Consider the following 21,527-nt stretch of genomic DNA (forward strand, 5'->3'; position numbering starts at 1 on the left):
AGATGATGAACGTCACGAGTCACGATCAGAAACCGCAGGCCGGTGATCTCGGCAGTCTGTTGCGCTATTGGCGTGACGTGCGTGGCGTGAGTCAGCTCGATCTGTCGCTCGAGGCCGGCTATTCGCAGCGGCAGATCAGTTTTATCGAAAGCGGGCGCAGCGTGCCGGGCCGCGACACGCTGCTGACGCTTGCGCAGACGCTCGACGTCCCGCTGCGCGAGCGCAATGCGCTGCTGCTGGCCGCCGGTTACGCGCCGATCTATTCGGAAGCGCCATGGAATGCGCAGGAAATGCACAGCGTGGTTCGCGCGCTCGAACGCGTTGTGCGTCAGCATGAACCGTTTCCCGCGCTCGTGATGGACCGCGACTGGAACGTGCTGATGAGCAACGACGCGGCGCCGCGTTTTTTCGACTGTTTCATCGACATGGCCGCGCGTGAAGGCCCGCGCAACATGCTGCATCTGATCTTCGATCCGCTCGGCATGCGTCCGTTCGTCGCCGATTGGGATGAGGTGGCGCGCAGCCTGCTGCAACGCGTGTATCGCGAGTCGGTGGGGCACGTGATCGGCGACAGCACGAAGCGTCTGCTCGACGAACTGCTCGCGTATCCCGACGTGCCGCGCGACTGGAGAACGCATCACGGGGCGTCCACCACGCACGCCACGCTGCCGATGATTCCACTAAGCTTCGTCAGCGAAGGCGTGGTGCTGCGCTATTTCTCGATGGTCACGACCGTGGGCACACCGCAAAACGTGGCCGCGCAGGAATTGCGCGTCGAATGCATGTTCCCCGCCGACGATGCCACCGAGGCGCGTCATCAGCAGCTGCTTGCCGCGCATGCGTCGCGGCGACCTCCAATATCGGCAAACCGTACGCCGTGATATATCGGGGCCGCCGTTTTTAGGCGATCATCCGACCCACTCAGGTTGCGTAATCCGTCGTTATTCCTACTCTCCATGGACAACGGGCTTCTACTGTTTCCGGTCGCGGCGCTTCACGTCGAAGCAGCCGACGAGCCACTCTGGTTCCGGCGCGCGCTCAATTCGCACGCGGCCGTCATTTCCGATTTCGGCGACGTGACCGACGTGCTCGAGCGTTTACCGGAATCGTGGTGCGTCGTCCCCGACGCGCAACTCGAAGGTTTGCACGACGACGAGGACATCACCAGCGCCGACCCGCGTTTCAACGGCGAACTTCCGCGTCACCACTTCGCGGTGATTCGTCATACGGACCGCCGCATCAACGTCGCACTGCTGTTGATTAACGCCGCCGAAGCCGTGTTGCTGCCCACGCGCCTGTTCGGCTCGCGCAATCAATTCGAAGCCTGCGTGCCGGGTCTCGAACAGGCGCTTTGCAAAGAAACCGGCTGGGACGACTGATCCGCCACCCGCTCGACCACGGCTCGCGCATACGGGTCATCCCCGCTATTCACCGCCGCAGAAAAATGCCTCGCACGCGTTCGTAAGCCGGTTATTGGGTTCGTAATAAAGACGTAATAAATCTATCTATCGTTTGCCGATTTGGGAGCTGTTTCCGCAATTCTCACCAGTTACTTTTCCGCAATGCCATAACGAATGTTTTTGCGGAGAAGAGATGCAAAGAAAACGGAGATGGGCGCTGCTGATGTTGAGCAGCGTCGCCATGGCGACCCAGGTACTCGCAACCGAAAAGGCCGAAGACCTGACGATCGCGAAGATGCCGGCGTACAGCCCGCATCAGCTGTACGTCATGGACGTGAACTTCAGCTCGATGACGGACGCGCGCACTTACGTGATCGACGCCGACAAGGACCGCCTGCTCGGCCAGATCGATGCCGGCTTCGCGCCGGGTCTCGCGATCAGCCCCGATCACAAGACCAGCTACGTCGCGACGACTTACTTCGCACGCGGCTCGCACGGCACGCGTACCGACGTCGTCGAAACGACCGACAACACCACGTTGCAGATCACCGGTGAAGTGGTGATTCCGGCGAAGCACGCGCAAAGCGTGCCGTCGCCGTACAACACCTCGATGTCGAAGGACGGCAAGTGGCTGTACGTATCGAACATCACGCCCGCGACGTCGGTCACCGTGATCAATACGGCCACGCATCAGGTCGCTGGCGAGATCGATACGGACGGCTGCGTGCTCGCCTATCCGTCGGGTAACGACCGCTTCACGTCGCTGTGCGAAAGCGGCAAGGCACTGACCGTCGTGCTCGGCCCGAACGGCAAGGAGAAAAGCCGTAAATTGTCCGACGCGTTCATCGACGTCGACAAGGATCCGGCGTTCGTCAACGCGTCGCGCAGCGGCAATACGTACTGGTTCGCGACGTTCAACGGCAACGTGCGCACCGCCGACTTCAGCGGCGCCGCGCCGGTGTTCGGCGCGCCGTGGGCGCTCGTCACGCCGGACGAGGCGAAGGCGGGCTGGCGTCCGGGCGGGCTGCAGCAAACCGCGCTGCACGTGCCGACGCAGCGTCTGTTCGTGGCGATGCATCAGGGCAACGTGGATACGCACAAGGACCCCGCTAGCGAAGTCTGGGTGTTCGACCTGAAGACGCACAAGCGCATCGCGCGCTGGAAGCTCGCGGACCAGAAGATCGACCCGCTGCTGTCGATTCAGGTCAGCGAGGACGCGCATCCGCTGTTCTATGGCATCACGACGAACTCGGACGTGATCGTCGCCGACGCGGCGACGGGCAAGCTCAAACACGTTCACAAGCAGATCGGCGCGACCGCGTCGCTGCTGATCAATCCGTAACGAGGTGCATGCAATGAATCCAGGCCTCGTCATCGATCCGGTCGTCTCGAGCGTCGCGCTCGCCGCGACATCGATCATCACGCTGTCGCTCGCGTTGCCGAAGGTGGCGCGCCAGGACGACCAGCAACGGGTCGTCGCCGGTTTCGATCTGTTGCCGCACGCACTGGTCGCGCCGTTCGCGTTTGTGCTGCCGCTCGTCGAAATCGCCGCCGCGCTCGCAAGCCTCGTACCGGCGACGCGCAGCTTCGGCGCCGCCGCGCTCGCCGCGCTGTTCGTGCTGTTCGCGCTCGCGCTCGGTATCAATGTGGCGCGCGGGCGCACCGACATCGATTGCGGCTGCAATGGCTTTCGCCAGCCGGGAGTGGCCGTGCCGCACTCGATCGGCTGGGCGCATGTCGCCCGCACGCTGCTCTTGGCGGTGCTCGCCGCGCTGGTGTGCATGCCGCAAAGCGCACGCGTGGTGGTCTGGTTCGACTACCTGAGCGTGCTCGCCGCGACGCTCGTCGCCGTGGCCGCCTTCTTTACCCTGGACGTGCTGCTCGCCAACCGTCCGAAGCTGAATCACCTGAGGAACTCGTAATGGAAAACGCACTGTTGATCTCCAATGTTTTGCTGTGGCTGGGCGTGCTGGCGCTCGGCGCCATCTCACTCGCGCTCGTGCGCCAGATCGGCGTGCTGTACGAACGCCTGATGCCCGTCGGCGCGCTGATGATCGACAAGGGGCCGGCGGTCGGCACCGTGGGTCCGTCGTTCGAACTCAACGCGCTCGACGGCCGTCAGGTCAAGGTGGGCGGCATCTCGGCCAAGGGCCGCAGCACCCTGGTGTTCTTCCTGTCGCCGAGCTGCCCGGTGTGCAAGAAGCTGCTGCCGCTGCTGCCGTCGATCCAGGCGCGCGAAACGGCCACCGACATCGTCCTGGCGAGCGACGGCGACACCACCGAGCACGCGGCGTTCTACAAGAAGCTGGGCTTAGGCCAGTACCCGTACGTGCTCTCGCAGGAGTTGGGGCTCGCGTATCAGATCGGCAAGCTGCCCTACGCACTGCTGATCGATGAAACGGGCAAGGTCCGCGCGAAGGGTCTCGTGAATTCGCGCGAGCACCTCGAAAGCCTGTTCGAGGCGAAGGAACGCGGCGTGGCCTCGCTGCAGGAGTTCGTCCACGGCGAGCACGCCGATCATGCCGATCACGCCGAGCATGCGGACCACGCGCAGCACGCCTGAGCACGTCACCACACACCAGAACGACAGGACGACAAGCATGAAATGGTTCGACTCTTTCTTCGAGTTGAAGGCGCGCAGCGTCGCGCAGCGCAGCTCGCGGCGCAGTGCGATGGCCACGCTCGGCCGCGCGCTGGTCGGCTCGGCGCTCGTGCCGCTGCTGCCGGTGGACCGCACGTTTGCGGCGGACAACGCCGCGGCGGCTAGTGCCGCAAGCGCACCGGGCGCGGGCAAAACGGATGACCCGTATAGCTGCGATTACTGGCGCTATTGCGCGATCGACGGCTGGCTGTGCAGTTGCTGCGGCGGCACCTCGAGCAGCTGCCCGCCGGGCACGTCACCGTCGCCGATCACGTGGATCGGCACCTGCCGCAATCCGCACGACGGCACCGACTACATCGTGTCGTACAACGACTGCTGCGGCAAAACCTCGTGCGGCCGCTGCTTCTGCAACCGCAACGAACGCGAGAAGCCGCTCTACAAGCTCTCGCTCGATAACGACATCAACTGGTGCATGGCGAGCGGCAACGCGAACTATCACTGCTCAGTATCTGCCTTGCTCGGAGTGGCGCAGCAATGACAACGACGATTTCCAGCCGGCGCCTCGCGAAGTGGGCCGTGAGCTTGTGCGTGACGGGCGCTGCGTTGAGCGCGGGCGCAGCGTCGGCACAAAACGTTCAGTACGCGCCGGGCAAGGCGTTCTTCGACGCCAAGTGCGCGGTCTGCCACCAGGCGGGCGGCAAGGGGCAGGACGGTCTCGCGCCGCCGCTCACCGATCTGCCGGGCCGCTACGCGGCGAACGCAGAGGGGCGCACGCAGCTCGGTCTGACCGTGCTCAACGGCATGTTCGGCACGATCGCGATCAAGGACAAGAGCTACAACTTCAAGATGCCGAGCTTTCGCGTCGAGTCCGACGAGGACCTCGCGAACGTGCTGAATTACCTCGTGTTCGACGTGAACGCGAAGCATGCGGGCGCGAAGCCGTTCACCGCGGCTGAAGTGAAGGCGCTGCGCGCGACGCAGATGGACGGCGCCCAGGTGCGCGCGCACCGCGACGTCGCGCTCAAGAGTATCGGGCTATGAAGACGACGCGTGCACGCCAACTGTATGCCGCGTTGCTCGCCGTGAGCGCGGCGGTGTCGGGTGCGGCCGTGCACGCAGAGGAGCGCGGCTACGACGTCGCGGCCGCGCGGCAGGCATGGGTCCTCAACTGCATGGGCTGTCACACCGGCGACGCGCACGCCATCGCAGGCAAGGTGCCTCCGCTCACGGGCGAGCTCGGACACTTCGTGCGCGTCCCCGAGGGACGCGAGTTCGTGATGCGCGTGCCGGGCGCATCGAACTCGTCGTTGAGCGACGCGGAACTCGCGAACGTTCTGAACTGGCTCATCGACACGAGGAATGCAGACACGAGGCCCGCGGATTTCAGGCCTTATACCGCGCAGGAAGTCGCCGCGAAGCGGCGGCCCGCGCTCACCGACGTCGCTAAACATCGCAAGGCTCTGATCGAGAGTCTGCGCAGGAATGGCGATACGGCGGTGGCAGACCAGTACTAAGTGGCCGCAGCGACGGCCGGGCGATTCAACAGGTATCGGGAGACGAGACGATGAAAGGCAAGACGCAGGTAATGGCAATGTGTTCGGCAGCGGTGCTGGCCGCCGTGCTGGGAACACTCGCGAGTAGCGCGCTGGCGGATACCGCCGGCATGGAGAAGGGCGCGAGCGCCGACGGCAAGGTTCCCGCGTACGCGGGTCCGCAGGCGTCGCCCGCGGACTGGTCGTTCGGCAAGGTGCGCGGCGACTTCTGGAAGCACAAGGGCGAAAAGCCGCTGTACTCGATCGACGCGAGCAACGTCGACAAGTACGCGGACAATCTGACGCCCGGCCAGATCGAGCTGATCAAGCAGAAGAAGGGCTACCGGATGGACATCTATCCGACGCACCGCGAATGCGGCGCGCCCGACTTCGTGCAGGCCAACACGACGTTGAACGCGAGCCAGGCGAAGATGGATTCGACCGGCGAGAATCTGCAGAGCGCGAGCCTGCCGGGCATGCCGTTCCCCGCGCCGAAGACCGGCGCCGAAGCGATGTGGGATCACCTCGCGCGCTATCGCGGCATCGGCGCCGAATGGCAGAAGGCGGTGACGGCGGCCTCGCCGCGCCCGGGCAGCAGCGAGTGGATCAAGGCCGAGTCGAAGCAGACGCTGTTCTTCCCGTGGGGCAAGAAGGGCGCGACCTCGCCGCAGCAGGCCGGCATGCTCTACGCGATCTATTTCGCCTATGAGACGCCCGCCGCGCTGGCCGGACAGGGTCTCGTGCAACGCGATTACTTCGACAAGGGCAACGACACGTTCTACTACTTCACCGGTCAGCGCCGCGTGCGCCGCATGCCGGCGTACTCGTACGACGCGCCGCAGATCGGCTTCGAGAACCAGTACACGGTCGACGAGCCGTGGCTCTTCAATGGCCAGCTCGACCGCTTCAACTGGAAGCTCGCCGGCAAGAAGGAAATCTATATCCCTTACGACGACTTCGGGATGTACAACTTCAAGGACAAGTTCGAGGACGTCTTCAAGCCGGACGGCGTGAACCCCGACGCGCGCCGCTACGAGATGCACCGTGTCTACGTGGTCGAGGCGACCCTGAAGTCGGGCGTGCGTCACGTGGCCTCGAAGAAGGTCTTCTACATCGACGAGGACAGCGGCCTTGCGGTGGCAGGCGAAGACTACGATGCCCAGGGCAAGCTGTGGAAGGTCAAGGAAGCGTATCCGATCCCCGTGTATGAGTTGCACGGCGCCTGCGATGTCGAGCCGTTCGTCCAGTACGACCTCAACAACGGCCGCTACGTGACCGACCAGTCGACCATCGGTACCAACACCGACATCCGCTGGTACGAAGATTCGAACGATGCGCGTTTCAAGGACGACTTCTATTCGTCCGAGAATCTGCGCACGGTGAGCGAGCGATAACGTAGCGTCAGGCAGTGGCGGCGCATACGCAGCATTGCGCCGCCACTCTTCATATACGACCTGGAAGAAAGCAGGCAGGGGAAGAGCGTGATATCGAAAACAAAGATCAGCGCAGCAGTTTCATTAGTTCTGCTGATGGCGGCACAGGGCGCCTCGGCATACGAGTTCACCCTCGATGACGGCGCCGTCAACGGTTCGTGGGTCACGAACCTGACCGCGGGCGGCGGCATCCGGGTCAAGAACCCGAGCTGCTCGCTGACCGGCGACCCGAACGCCAACGGTTGCGGCGCGGGCGCGAACACCGCGCAGTGGTCCAACGGCGACGACGGCAACCTCAATTACCGGAAGGGGCAGCCGTTCAGCACGTACGTCAGTGCGACGAGCGAGCTGTTGCTGGCGATGCCGAGCCAGGGCGTCAAGTTCATGGTGCGCGGCACCGGCATGTACGACTTTCTGGCGAAAGACACCAACCGTACGCCGCTGTCGAGCACCGCGAGCGCGCAGATCGTCTATCCGGTCGATCTGCTCGATCTGTGGGTTCAGAAGGACTTCACGCTCAACGACCACACGGCGCACGTGCGGCTCGGTAACCAGGTCATCAACTGGGGCGAGAGCTACTTCGCGACCAACGGCATCAACGCGACCAACCCGGTCGATATCCAGAAGCTGTTGATCCCGGGCACGCAGTTGAAGCAGGCGTTGCTGCCCGAGCCGATGATCAGCTTCGCGAGCGGCATCACGGCGGGACTCAGCACCGAGGCCTACTACCAGTTCAGTTGGAAAAGCAACCGCTATCCGCCGGTCGGCTCGTACTGGTCGGTCGGCGACATCTTCGGACGCGGTTCCGGTCCGGCGAGCGTGAGCACGCTCAATGGCAACGTGGGCGGCCTGGACCCAGGGGCCATCGCGGGTCCGAACGCGGGTAACGCCGAAGTGCTGGGCGGCATCACCAACGGGCTCGTCAACGGTCAGTTTGCGGGGCCGCCGTTCAACTCGATCGGCGTGCCGACCGCGACCGAATTGCCGAACAAATACCGTCCGCAGTTCGGTATCAAGTTCAACTACAAGCCGAAGAGCGTCGACGTCAACTTCGGCTTCTACTACGAGAACTACACCGACAAGGCCCCGGTCGTCGCGGGACAACCGAACGGCACGATGCAGTTCCAGTACCTGAACAACCGGCAACTGTTCGGCGCGAGCGCGAACTTCGGCATCGGCGACTGGGCGATCGGCACCGAGCTGTCGTACCGTCCGCACGATGCGGTCGCGCTGTCCGGCTGCTTCGGCGCGGGCGGTCCGCTGGACTTCAACACCAACGCCGTGTCGGGCATCACCTGCCAGCAGTGGGAAGACCGCAAGAAACTGCAGTACCTGATCAACGGCCAGCTGAGTCTCACGCAAAGCGACTATCCGTTCCTGAAGCTGATTCACGCCGACATGGCGTTGCTGACGATGGAACTCGCGTGGATCTACTATCCGGGCCTCAATTCGAACGGCCTCACGCGCACGGTCGACGGTCAGCAGGTTACGCAGGCGCCCGCCGCCGGCTACTTCACGTGGCTGAACAACAACTCGGGCTTCGGCTATCCGATTACGGCCGCGCAAGGCACGTCGAGTTCGGTCGGGGCGACCGTCGACTTCAACTGGACCTATGACGGCACGATCATCCCGGGCTGGCAGGTCACGCCGGGTGTGACGTTCACCGACGCGCTGTACGGCTACACGCCGACCTTCACCGCGAATTACATGCAAGGCGCGAAGTCGGTCAACGTGTATGTGCTGTTCAACCAGAACCCCACGGTCTGGCAGGCCGGCATCAACTTCACGGCGTTCTTCGGCGGTCACAACACCGTCGGTAACCCGTACGCCGACCGCAACTTCGTCGGCATGTTCGCAACACGCAATTTTTAAGCAGCAGGTTTTCAGGCAGGTAGGTGCGCGCCCGTCCCGGGCGCGCACCGTGGATCAGCAGCAGACTTTGAGGGGCGCAATGTGTTGAATCGTCTGGTAAGCAAGCTCGAGGCGTTCCTGTTCGGGCATCGCGCGATCACCTTGGGTGTGATCGCCGTCTTTACGGTCGTGATGGCCGTATTCGCATTGCAATTGCGCATGGACGCGGGATTCGACAAGCAGATTCCAACCCAGCACGAATACGTGAAAACGTTCCGGCAATACGGCAACGATCTGCTCGGCGCGAACCGGGTCACGGTCGTGCTGAAGGCGCGCAAGGGCACGATCTGGACACGCGAGGGCCTGACGCGCCTCTACCAGATCACGCAGGCCGTCGGTTATTTGCCGGATGTCGATCGCGGCGGCGTGCAGTCGCTCTGGACGCCTAATTCCTTCGTCAACGAAATCACCGAAGACGGTTTTCGCGCGGACCCGCTGATCGACGGCACGATCACGCCGGAGAGTCTGACGCCGGAGAAGATCGACTCGATTCGCCAGTCGACCTCGGCGGGCGGCTACGTCGGCGTGCTCGTCTCGCGCGACCAGACGAGCGCGATGGTCACGGCCGAGCTGAACGAGCGCGATGCGAACGGCAACGCGCTCGACTATGTGGCCTTTAACCATCTGCTCGAACAGAAGCTGCGCCAGCCGTATGAAAACGGTGACTTTCAGGTGCAGATCATCGGCTTTGCCAAGCAGATCGGCGACATCGCCGATGGCGCATCCGGCGTGCTGGTGTTCTGCGCGCTCGCGCTGGTGCTGACGGCCGGCGCCGTCTACTGGTATAGCCGCTCGCTGCGCTTCACGATCCTGCCGATCGTGTGCTCGCTCACCTCGCTCGTCTGGCAGTTCGGCACGCTGCGCATCCTCGGTTTCGGGCTCGATCCGCTCGCGGTGCTGGTGCCGTTTCTGGTGTTCGCAATCGGCGTGTCGCACGGCATCCAGCAGATCAACTTCATCGTGCGCGAACTGTCGCACGGACGCACGCCGATGGAGGCCGCGCGCCACAGCTTCAGCGGCCTGCTGATTCCGGGCACGCTCGCGCTCGTCACCGCGCTGGTGTCGTTCGTGACGCTGCTGCTGATTCCGATTCCGATGGTGCGCGAGCTCGCGATCACGGCATCGCTCGGCGTCGGCTACAAGATCGTGACGAACCTCGTGATGCTGCCGGTCGTCGCATCGTGCCTGCATTTCACGAAGGAATACGCGGACCGCGCGCTCGCCGCGCGCAAGCGGCGCGCTCACTGGCTGAGGCTGCTTGCGCGCCTCGCCGAACCGCGCAACGCGGCGATCACGCTGGCGGTGACGGCGCTGGTATTCGGCATGGCGGTGTGGCAAAGCCGCGATCGCGTGGTCGGCACGTTGCAGCCGGGGGCGCCCGAGTTGCGCGCCGATTCGCGCTTCAACGAAGACGCGGTGGCGATCTCCAGCAGCTACGACGTCGGCCTCGACTGGCTCACGGTCGTGTTCGAAGCGCCGAATTCGGGCGATTGCACCGATCCGCGCCTCGGCCTGTTCGAGGACGACTTCGTCGGGTCGGTGAGTCGCGTGCCGGGCGTCGTCTCGGTCAGCTCGTATCCGCAGATGCTGCGCACCTACAACGAGGGCTACAACGAAGGCAATCCGAAGATGTTCGTCGTGCCGATCGATCCGACCAACTATGCGGCACTGAGCGCGGAGATCAACCGCGTGCACGGCTACATGACGAAGGATTGCCGCATGAGCGCGGTGCATCTGTTCCTGTCGGATCACAAGGCCTCGACGATCAATCGTGTGATCGACGCGGTGAAGACCTATCGCACGGAGAACCATCTGGACGGCGTGACGATCCGCCTCGCCGCCGGCAACGCGGGCGTGCTGGCCGCGACCAACGACGAAGTGGCGCGCAGCGAACTGCCGATGATGCTCTACGTGTACGCGGCGATCATCGTGCTCGTGCTGCTCGCGTATCGCGACTTCCGTGCGGTGATCGCGTGCTGCCTGCCGCTGACCGTGGCGACCTTCATCGGCTACTGGTTCATGAAGCAACTGCAGATCGGCCTGACGGTCGCAACGCTGCCGGTGATGGTGCTCGCGGTCGGCATCGGCGTCGACTACGCGTTCTATATCTACAACCGCCTGCAGGAGCATCTCTCGCATGACATGCCGATCGTGAAGGCGGTCGAGCAGGCGATTCTCGAAGTCGGCGTGGCGACGATCTTCACGGCGATCACGCTCGCGGTGGGTGTGGCGACATGGAGCTTCTCGGCGCTGAAGTTCCAGGCGGACATGGGCAAGCTGCTCGCGTTCATGTTCATCGTCAATCTCGTGATGGCGATGACGGCGCTGCCCGCGCTCGCGGTCTGGCTCACGCGGCTCTTTCCGCGCCGCTCGGCGGTCAAGAGCTCGAGCTTCTTCACTCACTAGCGCGCCATCGGGACTACCTAAGGACAACGCATCATGCAAAAGACAAAGAGCCTGAAGAGCGCCTGCGCGGCAGCGCTCGCCGTGCTGGCAGCGCTTTGCTGCGCACACGACGCGCTCGCGGGCGCCGCGCCCGACACCAAGGTCGCGCTCACGGCCGCGAAACATCGCGACGGCGCGGAGCGCTCGATGATGCTCGGCGCGACGCTCGCCGGCAGCCGCATCGTCGCGGTCGGCGAACGGGGCGTGATTCTGCTGTCGGACGACAACGGCGCGCATTTCCGCCAGGCGCACGACGTGCCGGCCAATGCGACGCTGACCTCGGTCGCCTTCGCCGATGCGCAGCACGGCTGGGCGGCCGGGCACTGGGGCGTCGTGCTGCGCACCGACGACGGCGGCGAGAACTGGCGCGTGCAACGCTCCGATACCAGTGTCGACCAGCCGCTGTTCTCGATCGCGTTCCGCGACGAGCGTCACGGCTGGGCCGTGGGCCTGTGGTCGCTGCTCGTCACGACCGACGACGGCGGCGCCACCTGGAAGACCCAACCGCTTGGCCAGAGCGCGGGCGGAGGCGACGCCAAAAGCGGACTGAATCTGTTCTCGGTGTTCGCGGGCCAGGGCAAGGACGTCTATATCGCGGCCGAGCAGGGCACCGTCTACCGCTCCAACGATGACGGCGCGAGCTGGCAGGCGCTGCACACGGGCTACAAGGGCACGCTGTGGAGCGGCGTGGTGGCGTCCGATCGGACGATCTACGTGGGCGGACTGCGCGGCAATCTGTTCGCGAGCAGCGACAACGGCGCGACGTGGCAGCCGGTGGCGTCCGGCGCCAGCGGTTCGATCACCGATCTCGTCGCGAACGCGCACGGCGTGGCCGCCGTGGCACTAGATGGCTCCGTGACGGTAAGACAGCCGGGCGCGCGCGAATTCGTGGCGAAGCAATTGCCGGGCCGCGACGCGCTGACCGCGCTGGTATTGAGCAACGACGGCTCGCCCGTGCTGTTTTCGAAAGACGGCGTGATCGCCCGCTAAACCAGATCAACCAGACTAACCCGATCAACCGGATCAACGAGATCAATCAGGAGCAGACATGAATATCGACGCATTGCTTGCGAACCTCCACACCCAGATGATCGTGGGTGGCCATGCCACCGCCGCGCGCAGCGGCAAGACCTTCGCGGTCTATGACCCGGCCACCGGCCGTGAAATCGCGCAGGTGCCCGACGGCGACGCCGAGGACGTCGCGGCCGCCGTCGCCGTCGCGAAGAGCGCGTTCGAATCGAACGAATGGCGCCGCATGCCGCCGGCCGCGCGTGAACGTCTGCTGCTCAAGCTCGCCGATCTGGTCGAGCAGCATGGCGACGAACTCGCCGCGCTCGAAACCCTGAACCAGGGCAAGCTGCTCGGCTTCTCGCGCATGCTCGAAGTGGGCGGCAGCGCGCAGTGGTTGCGCTATATGGCCGGCTGGGCGACCAAGATCGAGGGCAGCACGGTCGATCTGTCGCTGAGCTTTCCGCCGGGCGTGCAGTATCGCGCGTCGACGCAGCGCGTGCCGGCCGGCGTGGTCGCCGCGATCGTGCCGTGGAATTTCCCGTTGCTGATGGCGGTCTGGAAGATCGCGCCGGCGCTCGCCTGCGGCTGCACCGTGGTGCTCAAGCCCGCCGAGGAAACGCCGCTGACCGCGATCCGCCTCGCCGAGCTCGCGCTCGAAGCCGGCTTCCCGGCGGGCGTGCTGAACGTCGTCACCGGCCGCGGCGAAACCGCGGGCGCGGCGCTGGTGCGCCATCCCGACGTCGACAAGGTGACGTTCACCGGCTCGACCGAAGTGGGCCGTCTGATCGGCGCGCAATGCGGCCGTGATATCCGCCGCGTGTCGCTCGAACTGGGCGGCAAGAGCCCGGTGATCGTGCTCGACGACTGCGATCCGCGCAAGGCGATCGAAGGCGCGGCGGGCGCGATCTTCTTCAATCACGGCCAGGTGTGCACGGCGGGCTCGCGCCTCTATGTGCCGCGCAAGATGTACGGGCAGATCGTCGAAGGCATCGCGCAGGTCGCCAACAGCCTCGTGCTCGGTTCCGGTTTCGACGAGAAGACGCAGATGGGTCCGCTCGTGTCGTCGCGTCATCGCGACAAGGTCGTCGGCATGATCGCGGAGGGCCGCGCGCAGGGCGGTGAAATCCTCGCGGGTGGCGCGGCGCACGACGGCGCCGGCTATTTCGTGCGCCCGACCGTGGTCGCCAACGAAGCGCGCCGGCCGCTTTCGCTCGTCAACGAGGAAGTGTTCGGCCCGGTGCTGGTCGCGATGCCTTACGACGATCTGGAGGAAGCGATCAGCGCCGCGAATTCGAGCGAGTACGGCCTGGGCGCGAGCGTCTGGACCAACCAGCTCGACAAGGCGCTGCGCGTGGTCGATCGCATGGAGGCCGGCACGGTGTGGGTCAATTCGCACAACATGGTCGATCCGGCTTTGCCGTTCGGCGGCTTCAAGTCGTCGGGCGTCGGTCGCGAGCACGGGCGCGCGATCATCGATGCGTACACCGAGACGAAATCGGTCTGCTTCGCCTACTGAAGCCTACACTCAAGGGTCAATGCACCATGGATACGTCAACAGTCGAACTGCAGGACAGCGGCATGCGCGAACAGACGGATTCGAGTTCCCGGGCGCGCCTGTGGGTAGCGATACTCGCGGGCGTGGTCGGGCCGGAGGTGTTCATCGTCCAGCCGGCGGTCGTCGAGGGCTTCGTCAAGTATCTCGGCTTCGACGCGGTGGCGGCGGGCTACGCGGCGTCGATCGAGGTGTGGGGCATTGCCCTCAGCTCGATCCTGCTGCCGCTTGTCGCGAAACGCGTGAACTGGCGCACGGTGAGCGTGCTGTCGATCCTGCTGATGGCGGCCGGCAACGCGGCTTCCGCGTTCACGCCCGCGCATGACGTCTTTCTGGTGTTGCGATTCCTCGTCGGCATCGGCGCGGGCGGCCTGATCTCGCTGAGCTTCGCGGCGGTCGGGCTGACCGCGAATCCGGACCGCAACTTCGGCTACCTGATCATGTGGGTGATGATCTATGGCGCGCTGGGGTTGTGGCTCGTGCCGAGCGCGTTCGCGCTCGGCGGCATCCGGCTGCTGCTGTTTTTCTTCGCCGCGTTTCCGTTGCTGGTGCTGCCGTTCGTGCGCTTTTTGCCGCGCGGCGGCGAGAGCGCGCCGCATTCCGACGCGAATGCGATCGAACTGCCCACGCCCGCGAAGGCGTCCGCGTTACTGGCGATGCTGCTGTACTTCGTCGCGCAGGGCATCGTGTGGGCGTATCTGTTCCTGATCGGCACCAACGACGGCCTCGACGAGCAGCAGGTCGCCAACGCGCTGACGCTGTCGCAGTTCATGGGCGTGCTCGGCGCATGGGCGTTCGGTGCGTGCGGCGCGCGCATCGGCCGCTCGCGCGCGCTCACGGCGAGCGTGCTCGGCGGTTCGTTGTGCCTGCTTCTGCTGACCGCGCACACGACGTTCGCGATCTTCGCGCTCGTCGTGTGCATCTACAACTTTTTCTGGAACGTGGCCCAGCCGGCCTTGCTGTCGGCGATGGCCGTGTTCGACCGGCGCGGGCGGATGGTCCTCGCGGCGACCGCGATGCAGATGATCGGCCTCGCGGCCGGCCCCGCGTTCGCGGCCTTCGTCATGACGTCGGGCACCTATTCGACCGTCATCGGTTCCGGCGTCGCGCTGTTCGTCGCGAGCTGGTTCCTCATCTATTTTCCGGTGCGCCGTCATGCGTCCATGCTGCGCGAGGCCAGCGCGAACGCCAACGCCGCTCCACTCACGGAGACGCCTCATGCCTGATCAGGATCTGCTGCAACGCCGCTACCGCGTACTCGGCAAACGCGCGCCGCTGTTCTACGACGAGCCGTTGCATCTGGTGCGCGGCGAGGGCGTCTGGCTGTACGACGCCGAAGGCAGGCGCTATCTCGACGCGTACAACAATGTGCCGCATGTCGGGCACTGCCATCCGCGCATCAGCGACGCGATCGCGCGGCAGGCTTCGCAGCTGAACACGAGCACGCGGTATCTGCACGAGAACATCGTTGCGTATGGCGAGCGGCTCGTGTCGACCTTCGACGCGTCGCTGCCGATGGTGATGTTCTGCTGCACCGGCAGCGAGGCGAACGAACTCGCGTTGCGCATCGCGCGCGAATGCACCGGCAACATGGGCATCATCTGCACCGCGCATTCGTATCACGGCAACACGGCGGCGGTCGTGCAGGTCAGCTCGTTTCTGTCGACGGCCGAGCAGCGGGGGCGCTACGTCCGCACGATTCCGGTCATCGACCCGTATCGCGAACGCGGCGACATGAGCGAGGACGAACTGGCGACGCGCTACGCCGACGAAGTGCAGAAGGCGATCGACGCCTTCGAAGCCGACGGCGTGCGCGTCGCCGGCCTGCTGATGTGCTCGGGGCTGTCGTGCGAGGGTTTGCCGGACGTGCCCGCGGGTTACCTCGCGCGCGCCGTGGAGAAGGTGCGTCGCGCGGGCGGCGTCTATATCTCGGACGAAGTGCAGGGCGGCTTCGCGCGTTTCGGCTCGCATTTCTGGGGTCACCAGAAGCTCGGCGTGACGCCCGACATCGTCACGATGGGCAAGCCGATGGGCAACGGCCATCCGCTCGCCGGCGTGGTGGCGCGCCGCGAGCTGATGGAAGACTTCGCCGAGCGCAATCCGATGTACTTCAACACGTTCGCGGGCAACCCCGTTTCATGCGCGGCGGGCATGGCCGTGCTCGACGTGATCGCCGACGAAGGGCTGCAAGGCAATGCGCAGACCGTGGGCCGCTACGTGCTCGACATGCTGCGCGGACTCGCCGACAAGCATGCGGCGATCGGCGACGTGCGCGGCAGCGGTCTGTTCTTCGCGGTCGAGATGGTCGAAGACCGGGTCGCGAAGACACCGGCCGGCGGCGTGGCGCGTCGCGTCGTCAATGCGATGCGCGAGCGTGGTGTGCTGATCAGCCGGATCGGCGTGCACGACAACATCCTCAAGATCCGTCCGCCGATGCCGTTCTCGACCGCTCACGCCGATCAGCTGATCGACACGCTCGACGCCGTGCTCTGCTCCCTCTGAGGACCGCCATGACCCGTACAGAAGACGCGCGCGCGTCGGAGGACGCGTTCGCGCTGCAATCTCTCGCCTCGCAGGCGCTGGAGCTCTGGGACCTCGACCGCCCGACGCTCGAGCCGATCAAGATCCGCGAGAACGCCGTGTTTCGCGTCGATACGCGGGACGGGCGCCGTGCCGTGCTGCGCATTCACCGGCTCGGCTATCACGACGACGCGGCGCTTCACTCCGAATTCGAATGGATGCGCGCACTCGCCGGCGCAGGCATCGAAGTGCCGCAGGTGGTGAGCTCGCGCGAAGGGCGGCCGTTCGAGCGCGTGCACAGCGACGCGCTACCCGCGGGCCGCCAGATCGACGTGCTCGAATGGGTCGACGGGCGGCAGCTCGGCGCGCTCGAATCGGGCCTCGACGGCGGCGAGGGCGACATCGCGCAGCGCTACCACACGCTGGGCGGCATCGCGGCGCGCATGCACAACCATACGAGCGCGTGGCGCGCGCCCGACGGCTTCCAGCGACATAGCTGGTGCGAACAGGGGCTGGCGGGCGACGAGCCGCTGTGGGGCCGCTACTGGGAGCTGGAGCAGCTGGACGCGTCGCAGCGGCGTCTGTTCGAGCGCGCGCGCGAGGCGATCTGGGCCGACCTGAACGCCTATGGCAAGGATGCCGAACGGTTCGGCCTGATCCACGCCGATCTCGTGCCGGAGAACGTGCTGGTGGACGGCGAGCGCGTGCGCGTGATCGATTTCGACGATGCGGGCTTTGGCTGGCACCTGTTCGACGTGGCGACGTCGTTGTACTTCATTCGCGGCGAGCCGTACTTCGATGCGGCCAGGCAGGCCTTCGTGACCGGCTATCGCGTGCATCGAGCGCTTTCCGACGAGCAGTTGCGGCAATTGCCGCTGTTCATGGCGGCGCGCAGCACGACCTACCTGGGCTGGGTGCACAGAAGAAAGCATACGGAGACCGCGAAGACGCTGACGCCGGTGCTGATCGACTATGCGACGTCGGCTGTCGAAGACTACCTGGGAGGCAGATAAGCGAAAAGCCGGGGCGTGCCCCGGCTTTCCACGGTCGAACAGGTTGGGTTATCGCGGGCGATTGTCGGACGGCATCGCGTCGAACAGTTCGCGATAGTCCTGCGTGAAGTGTCCCGAGTGAAAAAAGCCCCACCGTTGCGCGGCGTCACGCACGGTCAGATCGACCGATGGCGCCGTGCGCAGCATCTGGCGCACGTGGTTCAGGCGGATCGCGCGCATATATTCGACCGGCGATTTGCCGGTCACGAGGCGAAAGCTCGTTTGCACCGTGCGCCGGCTGATCCGCAGCGCTTCGCACAGCTCCTGCACGGTCACGGGCTCCAGCGGACGCGCGAGGATCATCTCGTGCGCGCGCGCCACCACGTCGCTATGCGACATCCACGTGATATCGGCTCTTTCGTCGCGGATGCCGCTCTCGACCAGCGCATCGAGCATGTCGAGAATCTGCGCGGTGACGCGGCGTTGTGCGAGGTCCGACTGCGCAAACGCGTTCAGCGCGAACACCTCGTCGGTCACGTAGCGCCAGAGCGCGATGAACTGCTCGCGCGCACCGGGGGCGAGCGGAATCACCGGGTTCTTGTTGGACATGCTGCTTTCGAGCCGCGCGGCCAGCTCCGGGTGCCGCTCGAGCAACGGCAGCTTCACGCCGAGGCCGAGGAGTGCGGTTTCGCCCGGAAAATGCATGAAAAATTCGCGGTTCGCGCGTGCGCAGATGATCGAATCGGTGGTGACGGAACGGTCCGCGAAGGTGACCGGCGAATTCGAGTCGAGCACGATGCCGAATACGAGCATGTCGCTCGGCGTACTGCCCTGTTGCACGATGCGGCGATTCACCGATTCGTAGAACACGTGGATGCCGTCCGCGCCGACCTGCTGGAGTCGACCATGGAAGGGCCCGCAATCGAGCTGGAAATACTGCTGTTCCCAGCCGGAAAGCAGCGCGGCGTGTTCGCCGGCGTCGGTAAAGGTGTGATTCTCGAGCTGCATGCGGGTTACGGACAATTCGTGGGCCAATCGGTGAATGGGGACCCTGGTTATCTATCACCGACCGATGGGTCGGTTAATTCGTAGCGAAGAATGCAGGCAGGACGGTCTCCTGACAAGCCCGGGATGGCCCTGGGTTGCCGGTTTCAGCCCTCTGCGGGCGACATTCGGACGGAAGGTCGTGCTTTTTGAACCGAGGATACGGCGACTCAGCCGATCGGACAAATCGATAGAAAATGCTGTTCCGAATAAATGGCGCTTATATCTGGTGAACCGGAAATCGCTGGCTGCGTCAGGGCGTCGACGCTGCTCACGTTCCGACTCGCTGATCGGGAGCGTCGCTGAAAATCCGACTCGTGAGTGGCACACTCCCTCGCAGGACCTGCGCTATGCGCCGCGGTTTCCGCCTGCACGCACCGGGGTCAATTCTTTGTGAACGGCGTAGAACATCGTGTCTCGCGTGCTATTTTCGCACTCGCGTTAGCGTGGCTGAATTCGCTGCAATCCGGGCAGGCAATCGGCGCGAACCATACAAGGAGCCCTCGTCATGCAGAATGAACCGAAAGATGGTATCGATCGACGCGACTTCATGAAGACGGCCATGGCACTGGTCGGCGCATCATCCGCGCTCGTCACGCAGGCTGGCACCGCGTACGCGCAGAACGCGAATGCCCCGGCCGCCGCCGCGGCAACGGGTATGGCGCGGGGTACGGTCTACACCGGCGACGTGATCGACGGCAAGAAGGTGATCAGCGCGCTCGACGTCGACGACTTGCCGCGCGGCGCGACGCACAAGTTCTATTTTCAGGGCGTGCAGATGCCGACGGGGCAGCACTGGTACGTGACGGTGATCGTCGTGCGCGGCGCGCAGCCGGGCAAGCGCGTCGCCCTGATCAGCGGCGTGCATGGCGATGAGATCAGCCCCATACACACGATACAGACCGTCGTGAGCCAGCTCGATCCGGCCCGGATGTCGGGCACGGTGCTCGCGGTGCTCGACGTCTCGCGTCCCGCCCTCGAGGCGATGGAGCGCCGCTGGCCGAATTCTGGGCGGGGCATCGACCTCATCGACATCAATCGCGAATGGCCGGGCAACGAGAATGGCCCGAGCGCGCCGAGCCGTCACGCCGGACTGCTGTTCAACCGGTTGCTGCGGCCGAACGCGGACTACGCGCTCGACTTTCACACCGGCACGACCGGCATGGACCTGACCTCGTTCAACCTCGCTCGAATGGAATTGCCCGAAGCCCGCGCGATGGCGGAGCTGTTTCCGATCGCGCAGATCTTCGACAATCCCGCGTATCCGACGCTGCTCGCGAATGCGCTGATCAACGTCGGCATACCGGCGATCACACCGGAAATGGGCGACGCGCGCGTGCTCGATCACACCATGATTCCGCTGTTCGTCGAAGGCACGATGAACGTGCTGAAACGCTATGGCGTGATATCCGGCCCGATGGGTCGCACCGGGCGCGACGTGGGCATCTTCGTCGGCAATAGCGGGCACACGGTGCTCTCGACGCATGGCGGCTTCGTCGAACTGCTGGTCAAGCTGAACGACAAGGTCACGGCGGGGCAGAAAGTGGCGGTCCAGCGCAATACGTTTGGCGAGGTGGTGGCTGAATATACGAGCGGGGTTGCGGGCGAAGTGACCGGGCGCCGTACCGATGCGACGGCGGAGCCTGGGATTCCTCTCGTGATGATTCTTTATCAGAGTGCGGGGCGGGAGAATCCGGAGGATTACGCCGAGTGACCCGCCATGGATACTGACCTGTCGCCGCCGCACCGCTCTCTGCTCGCGCGCGCCATCGAAGTTTTCTGCGTCTTTCTGAAACTCGGGCTGACCAGCTTCGGCGGCCCGATCGCTCACCTCGGCTACTTCCGCCGTGAGTTCGTCGAGCGCCGGCGCTGGCTCGACGATGAAGCCTTCACCGATCTGATTGGACTGTGTCAATTTCTGCCGGGCCCGGCGAGCAGCCAGGCAGGATTCTCGATTGGTCTGTTGCGGGCAGGGTGGGCTGGGGGCGTGGCCGCCTCGTGCGGCTTCACGCTGCCGTCGATCTTCTTGATGGTGGCCTTTGCCGCGATTGCCCCGGACCTGAGCGGCGTGCCCGGCACGGGCGTGATTCACGGCCTGAAACTCGTCGCGGTGGCCGTCGTCGCGCAGGCCGTCTGGGAGATGGCGCGGCGTCTCTGTCCGGACCGTCGCCGCGCGGCGATCGCCCTGGCGTCGCTCGTCCTGCTGAGTTTGCTGAGCACCGTCTACGCGCAACTGATCGTGATCGTCGCGGGCGCCTTGCTCGGTATCGCGCTATGCCGGACGACCCCGGCGCAAGCGCCCCGTGCCCTTGCGCGACGGCCCGGCGACTTTCAGGTGTCGCGCAGGCTCGGCATAGTCGCACTGGTGGTCTTCTGCGCGCTGCTGTTCGCGTTGCCGTTATGGGCGGCCAGCGAGGGCTCGCCAGGCATCCGCGTATTCGCTGCGTTCTATCGCTCCGGTGCGCTCGTGTTCGGCGGCGGACACGTGGTGCTGCCGTTGTTGCAGCGTGAAACGGTCGCGACCGGCTGGGTCGCGCCGAACGACTTCCTGGCCGGCTATGGCGCGGCCCAGGCCGTGCCCGGACCGCTGTTCACGTTCGCGGCGTTTCTCGGCTGGATGATGGCCTTGCCACCCCGGCATTGGAGCGGCGCGCTGCTGGCGACCCTGGGCATCTTTCTGCCGGGGTTGCTGCTGGTCCTCGCGGCCTTGCCGTGGTGGCAGGCGCTGCGCGCGCGTGCGGCGATGGCGGCGGCGCTTGCCGGCGTCAATGCCGCGGTGGTCGGGCTGTTGGCTGCCGCGCTTTATTCGCCGGTGTGGACGAGTGCGGTTCTGTCGCCGGCGGATTTCGCCATCGCGTGCATCGGTTTTTTCCTGTTGATGCGCTGGAAGGTGCCGCCGCTTGCGGTCGTCGCATTCTGCGTGGCGGCCGGTGTGGCGCAAGCGCTGCTGCACCAGGGGCTGACAGGCTGATAGCGATCCCCGGATGCCGGCGCCCGGTGGCAAGCCGCGTCACGTCTTTCGCAAGCACTGATCTGCATCAAGCTGCTCAGCCGGGTGTCGGTTACGCTGCTACGGATGATCGCG

19 protein-coding genes are annotated in these 21,527 nt (G+C 65.1%); 18 read left to right on the top strand and 1 reads right to left on the bottom strand.

The annotated features are described in order from the left end of the window. Window positions 1-5: 5 nt before the first annotated feature. From CI15_RS15035 to CI15_RS15110, 16 genes are all read left to right on the top strand, one after another. Complete coding sequence (locus CI15_RS15035; protein WP_062129357.1) at window positions 6-881, top strand: helix-turn-helix domain-containing protein; 876 nt, start codon at window positions 6-8, stop codon at window positions 879-881. Window positions 882-956: 75 nt separating this feature from the next. Further along, window positions 957-1,379, top strand: a complete 423-nt coding sequence (locus tag CI15_RS15040) for a hypothetical protein (protein ID WP_062129093.1) — start codon at window positions 957-959, stop codon at window positions 1,377-1,379. Between the two features lie 214 nt (window positions 1,380-1,593). Continuing rightward, a complete protein-coding gene (locus CI15_RS15045; protein ID WP_062129095.1) occupies window positions 1,594-2,742 on the top strand; it encodes an amine dehydrogenase large subunit in 1,149 nt (382 codons plus the stop codon). Window positions 2,743-2,755: 13 nt separating this feature from the next. Further along, window positions 2,756-3,322: a MauE/DoxX family redox-associated membrane protein gene (locus tag CI15_RS15050; protein WP_062129097.1), complete on the top strand. Its 567-nt coding sequence runs from the start codon at window positions 2,756-2,758 to the stop codon at window positions 3,320-3,322. Further along, a complete protein-coding gene (gene mauD, locus CI15_RS15055; RefSeq protein WP_062129098.1) occupies window positions 3,322-3,963 on the top strand; it encodes a methylamine dehydrogenase accessory protein MauD in 642 nt (213 codons plus the stop codon). Before CI15_RS15050 ends, mauD begins: the two co-directional genes overlap by 1 nt. 37 nt (window positions 3,964-4,000) lie before the next feature. Further along, the gene (locus CI15_RS15060) at window positions 4,001-4,540 is read left to right on the top strand and encodes a methylamine dehydrogenase light chain (protein ID WP_062129358.1); all 540 of its coding nucleotides are present in this window, start codon (window positions 4,001-4,003) and stop codon (window positions 4,538-4,540) included. Continuing rightward, window positions 4,537-5,043 carry a c-type cytochrome gene (locus CI15_RS15065; RefSeq protein ID WP_062129100.1) on the top strand — a complete coding sequence of 169 codons (507 nt, stop codon included), beginning with the start codon at window positions 4,537-4,539 and terminating at the stop codon, window positions 5,041-5,043. Before CI15_RS15060 ends, CI15_RS15065 begins: the two co-directional genes overlap by 4 nt. After that, entirely contained in the window at window positions 5,040-5,516 is a 477-nt protein-coding gene (locus CI15_RS15070; protein WP_062129102.1) for a c-type cytochrome, read from the top strand. Before CI15_RS15065 ends, CI15_RS15070 begins: the two co-directional genes overlap by 4 nt. Before the next feature lie 50 nt (window positions 5,517-5,566). Next, the gene (locus tag CI15_RS15075) at window positions 5,567-6,928 is read left to right on the top strand and encodes a DUF1329 domain-containing protein (protein ID WP_062129104.1); all 1,362 of its coding nucleotides are present in this window, start codon (window positions 5,567-5,569) and stop codon (window positions 6,926-6,928) included. A gap of 87 nt (window positions 6,929-7,015) precedes the next feature. After that, the gene (locus CI15_RS15080) at window positions 7,016-8,839 is read left to right on the top strand and encodes a DUF1302 domain-containing protein (protein WP_420915862.1); all 1,824 of its coding nucleotides are present in this window, start codon (window positions 7,016-7,018) and stop codon (window positions 8,837-8,839) included. 81 nt (window positions 8,840-8,920) lie between these two features. Next, entirely contained in the window at window positions 8,921-11,284 is a 2,364-nt protein-coding gene (locus tag CI15_RS15085) for an efflux RND transporter permease subunit (RefSeq protein WP_062129108.1), read from the top strand. A 33-nt stretch (window positions 11,285-11,317) separates the two neighbouring features. Further along, complete coding sequence (locus tag CI15_RS15090; RefSeq protein WP_062129109.1) at window positions 11,318-12,313, top strand: WD40/YVTN/BNR-like repeat-containing protein; 996 nt, start codon at window positions 11,318-11,320, stop codon at window positions 12,311-12,313. 58 nt (window positions 12,314-12,371) lie between these two features. Then, a complete protein-coding gene (gene styD, locus CI15_RS15095; RefSeq protein WP_062129111.1) occupies window positions 12,372-13,850 on the top strand; it encodes a phenylacetaldehyde dehydrogenase StyD in 1,479 nt (492 codons plus the stop codon). 26 nt (window positions 13,851-13,876) lie between these two features. After that, window positions 13,877-15,112 (top strand): MFS transporter, encoded by a 1,236-nt coding sequence (locus CI15_RS15100; protein WP_062129113.1) that lies wholly within the window; start codon window positions 13,877-13,879, stop codon window positions 15,110-15,112. Further along, window positions 15,105-16,388, top strand: a complete 1,284-nt coding sequence (locus CI15_RS15105) for an aspartate aminotransferase family protein (RefSeq protein WP_062129115.1) — start codon at window positions 15,105-15,107, stop codon at window positions 16,386-16,388. The genes CI15_RS15100 and CI15_RS15105 overlap by 8 nt, the downstream gene beginning before the upstream one ends. A gap of 8 nt (window positions 16,389-16,396) precedes the next feature. Next, window positions 16,397-17,419, top strand: coding sequence for a phosphotransferase enzyme family protein (locus CI15_RS15110; RefSeq protein ID WP_062129116.1), 1,023 nt, complete (start codon window positions 16,397-16,399; stop codon window positions 17,417-17,419). A gap of 48 nt (window positions 17,420-17,467) precedes the next feature. Here the strand turns inward: CI15_RS15110 and CI15_RS15115 are convergent, their stop codons facing one another. Continuing rightward, window positions 17,468-18,406 (bottom strand): helix-turn-helix domain-containing protein, encoded by a 939-nt coding sequence (locus CI15_RS15115; protein WP_062129118.1) that lies wholly within the window; start codon window positions 18,404-18,406, stop codon window positions 17,468-17,470. A gap of 544 nt (window positions 18,407-18,950) precedes the next feature. Here CI15_RS15115 and CI15_RS15120 point away from each other — a divergent pair. Together CI15_RS15120 and chrA are read left to right on the top strand one after the other, a co-directional pair. Then, window positions 18,951-20,156: a succinylglutamate desuccinylase/aspartoacylase family protein gene (locus CI15_RS15120; protein WP_062129120.1), complete on the top strand. Its 1,206-nt coding sequence runs from the start codon at window positions 18,951-18,953 to the stop codon at window positions 20,154-20,156. A gap of 6 nt (window positions 20,157-20,162) precedes the next feature. Further along, window positions 20,163-21,413: a chromate efflux transporter gene (gene chrA / locus CI15_RS15125; RefSeq protein ID WP_062129122.1), complete on the top strand. Its 1,251-nt coding sequence runs from the start codon at window positions 20,163-20,165 to the stop codon at window positions 21,411-21,413. Window positions 21,414-21,527: the final 114 nt, after the last annotated feature.

Origin of the sequence: Paraburkholderia monticola, assembly GCF_001580545.1 — a bacterium.
Classification (GTDB): domain Bacteria; phylum Pseudomonadota; class Gammaproteobacteria; order Burkholderiales; family Burkholderiaceae; genus Paraburkholderia; species Paraburkholderia monticola.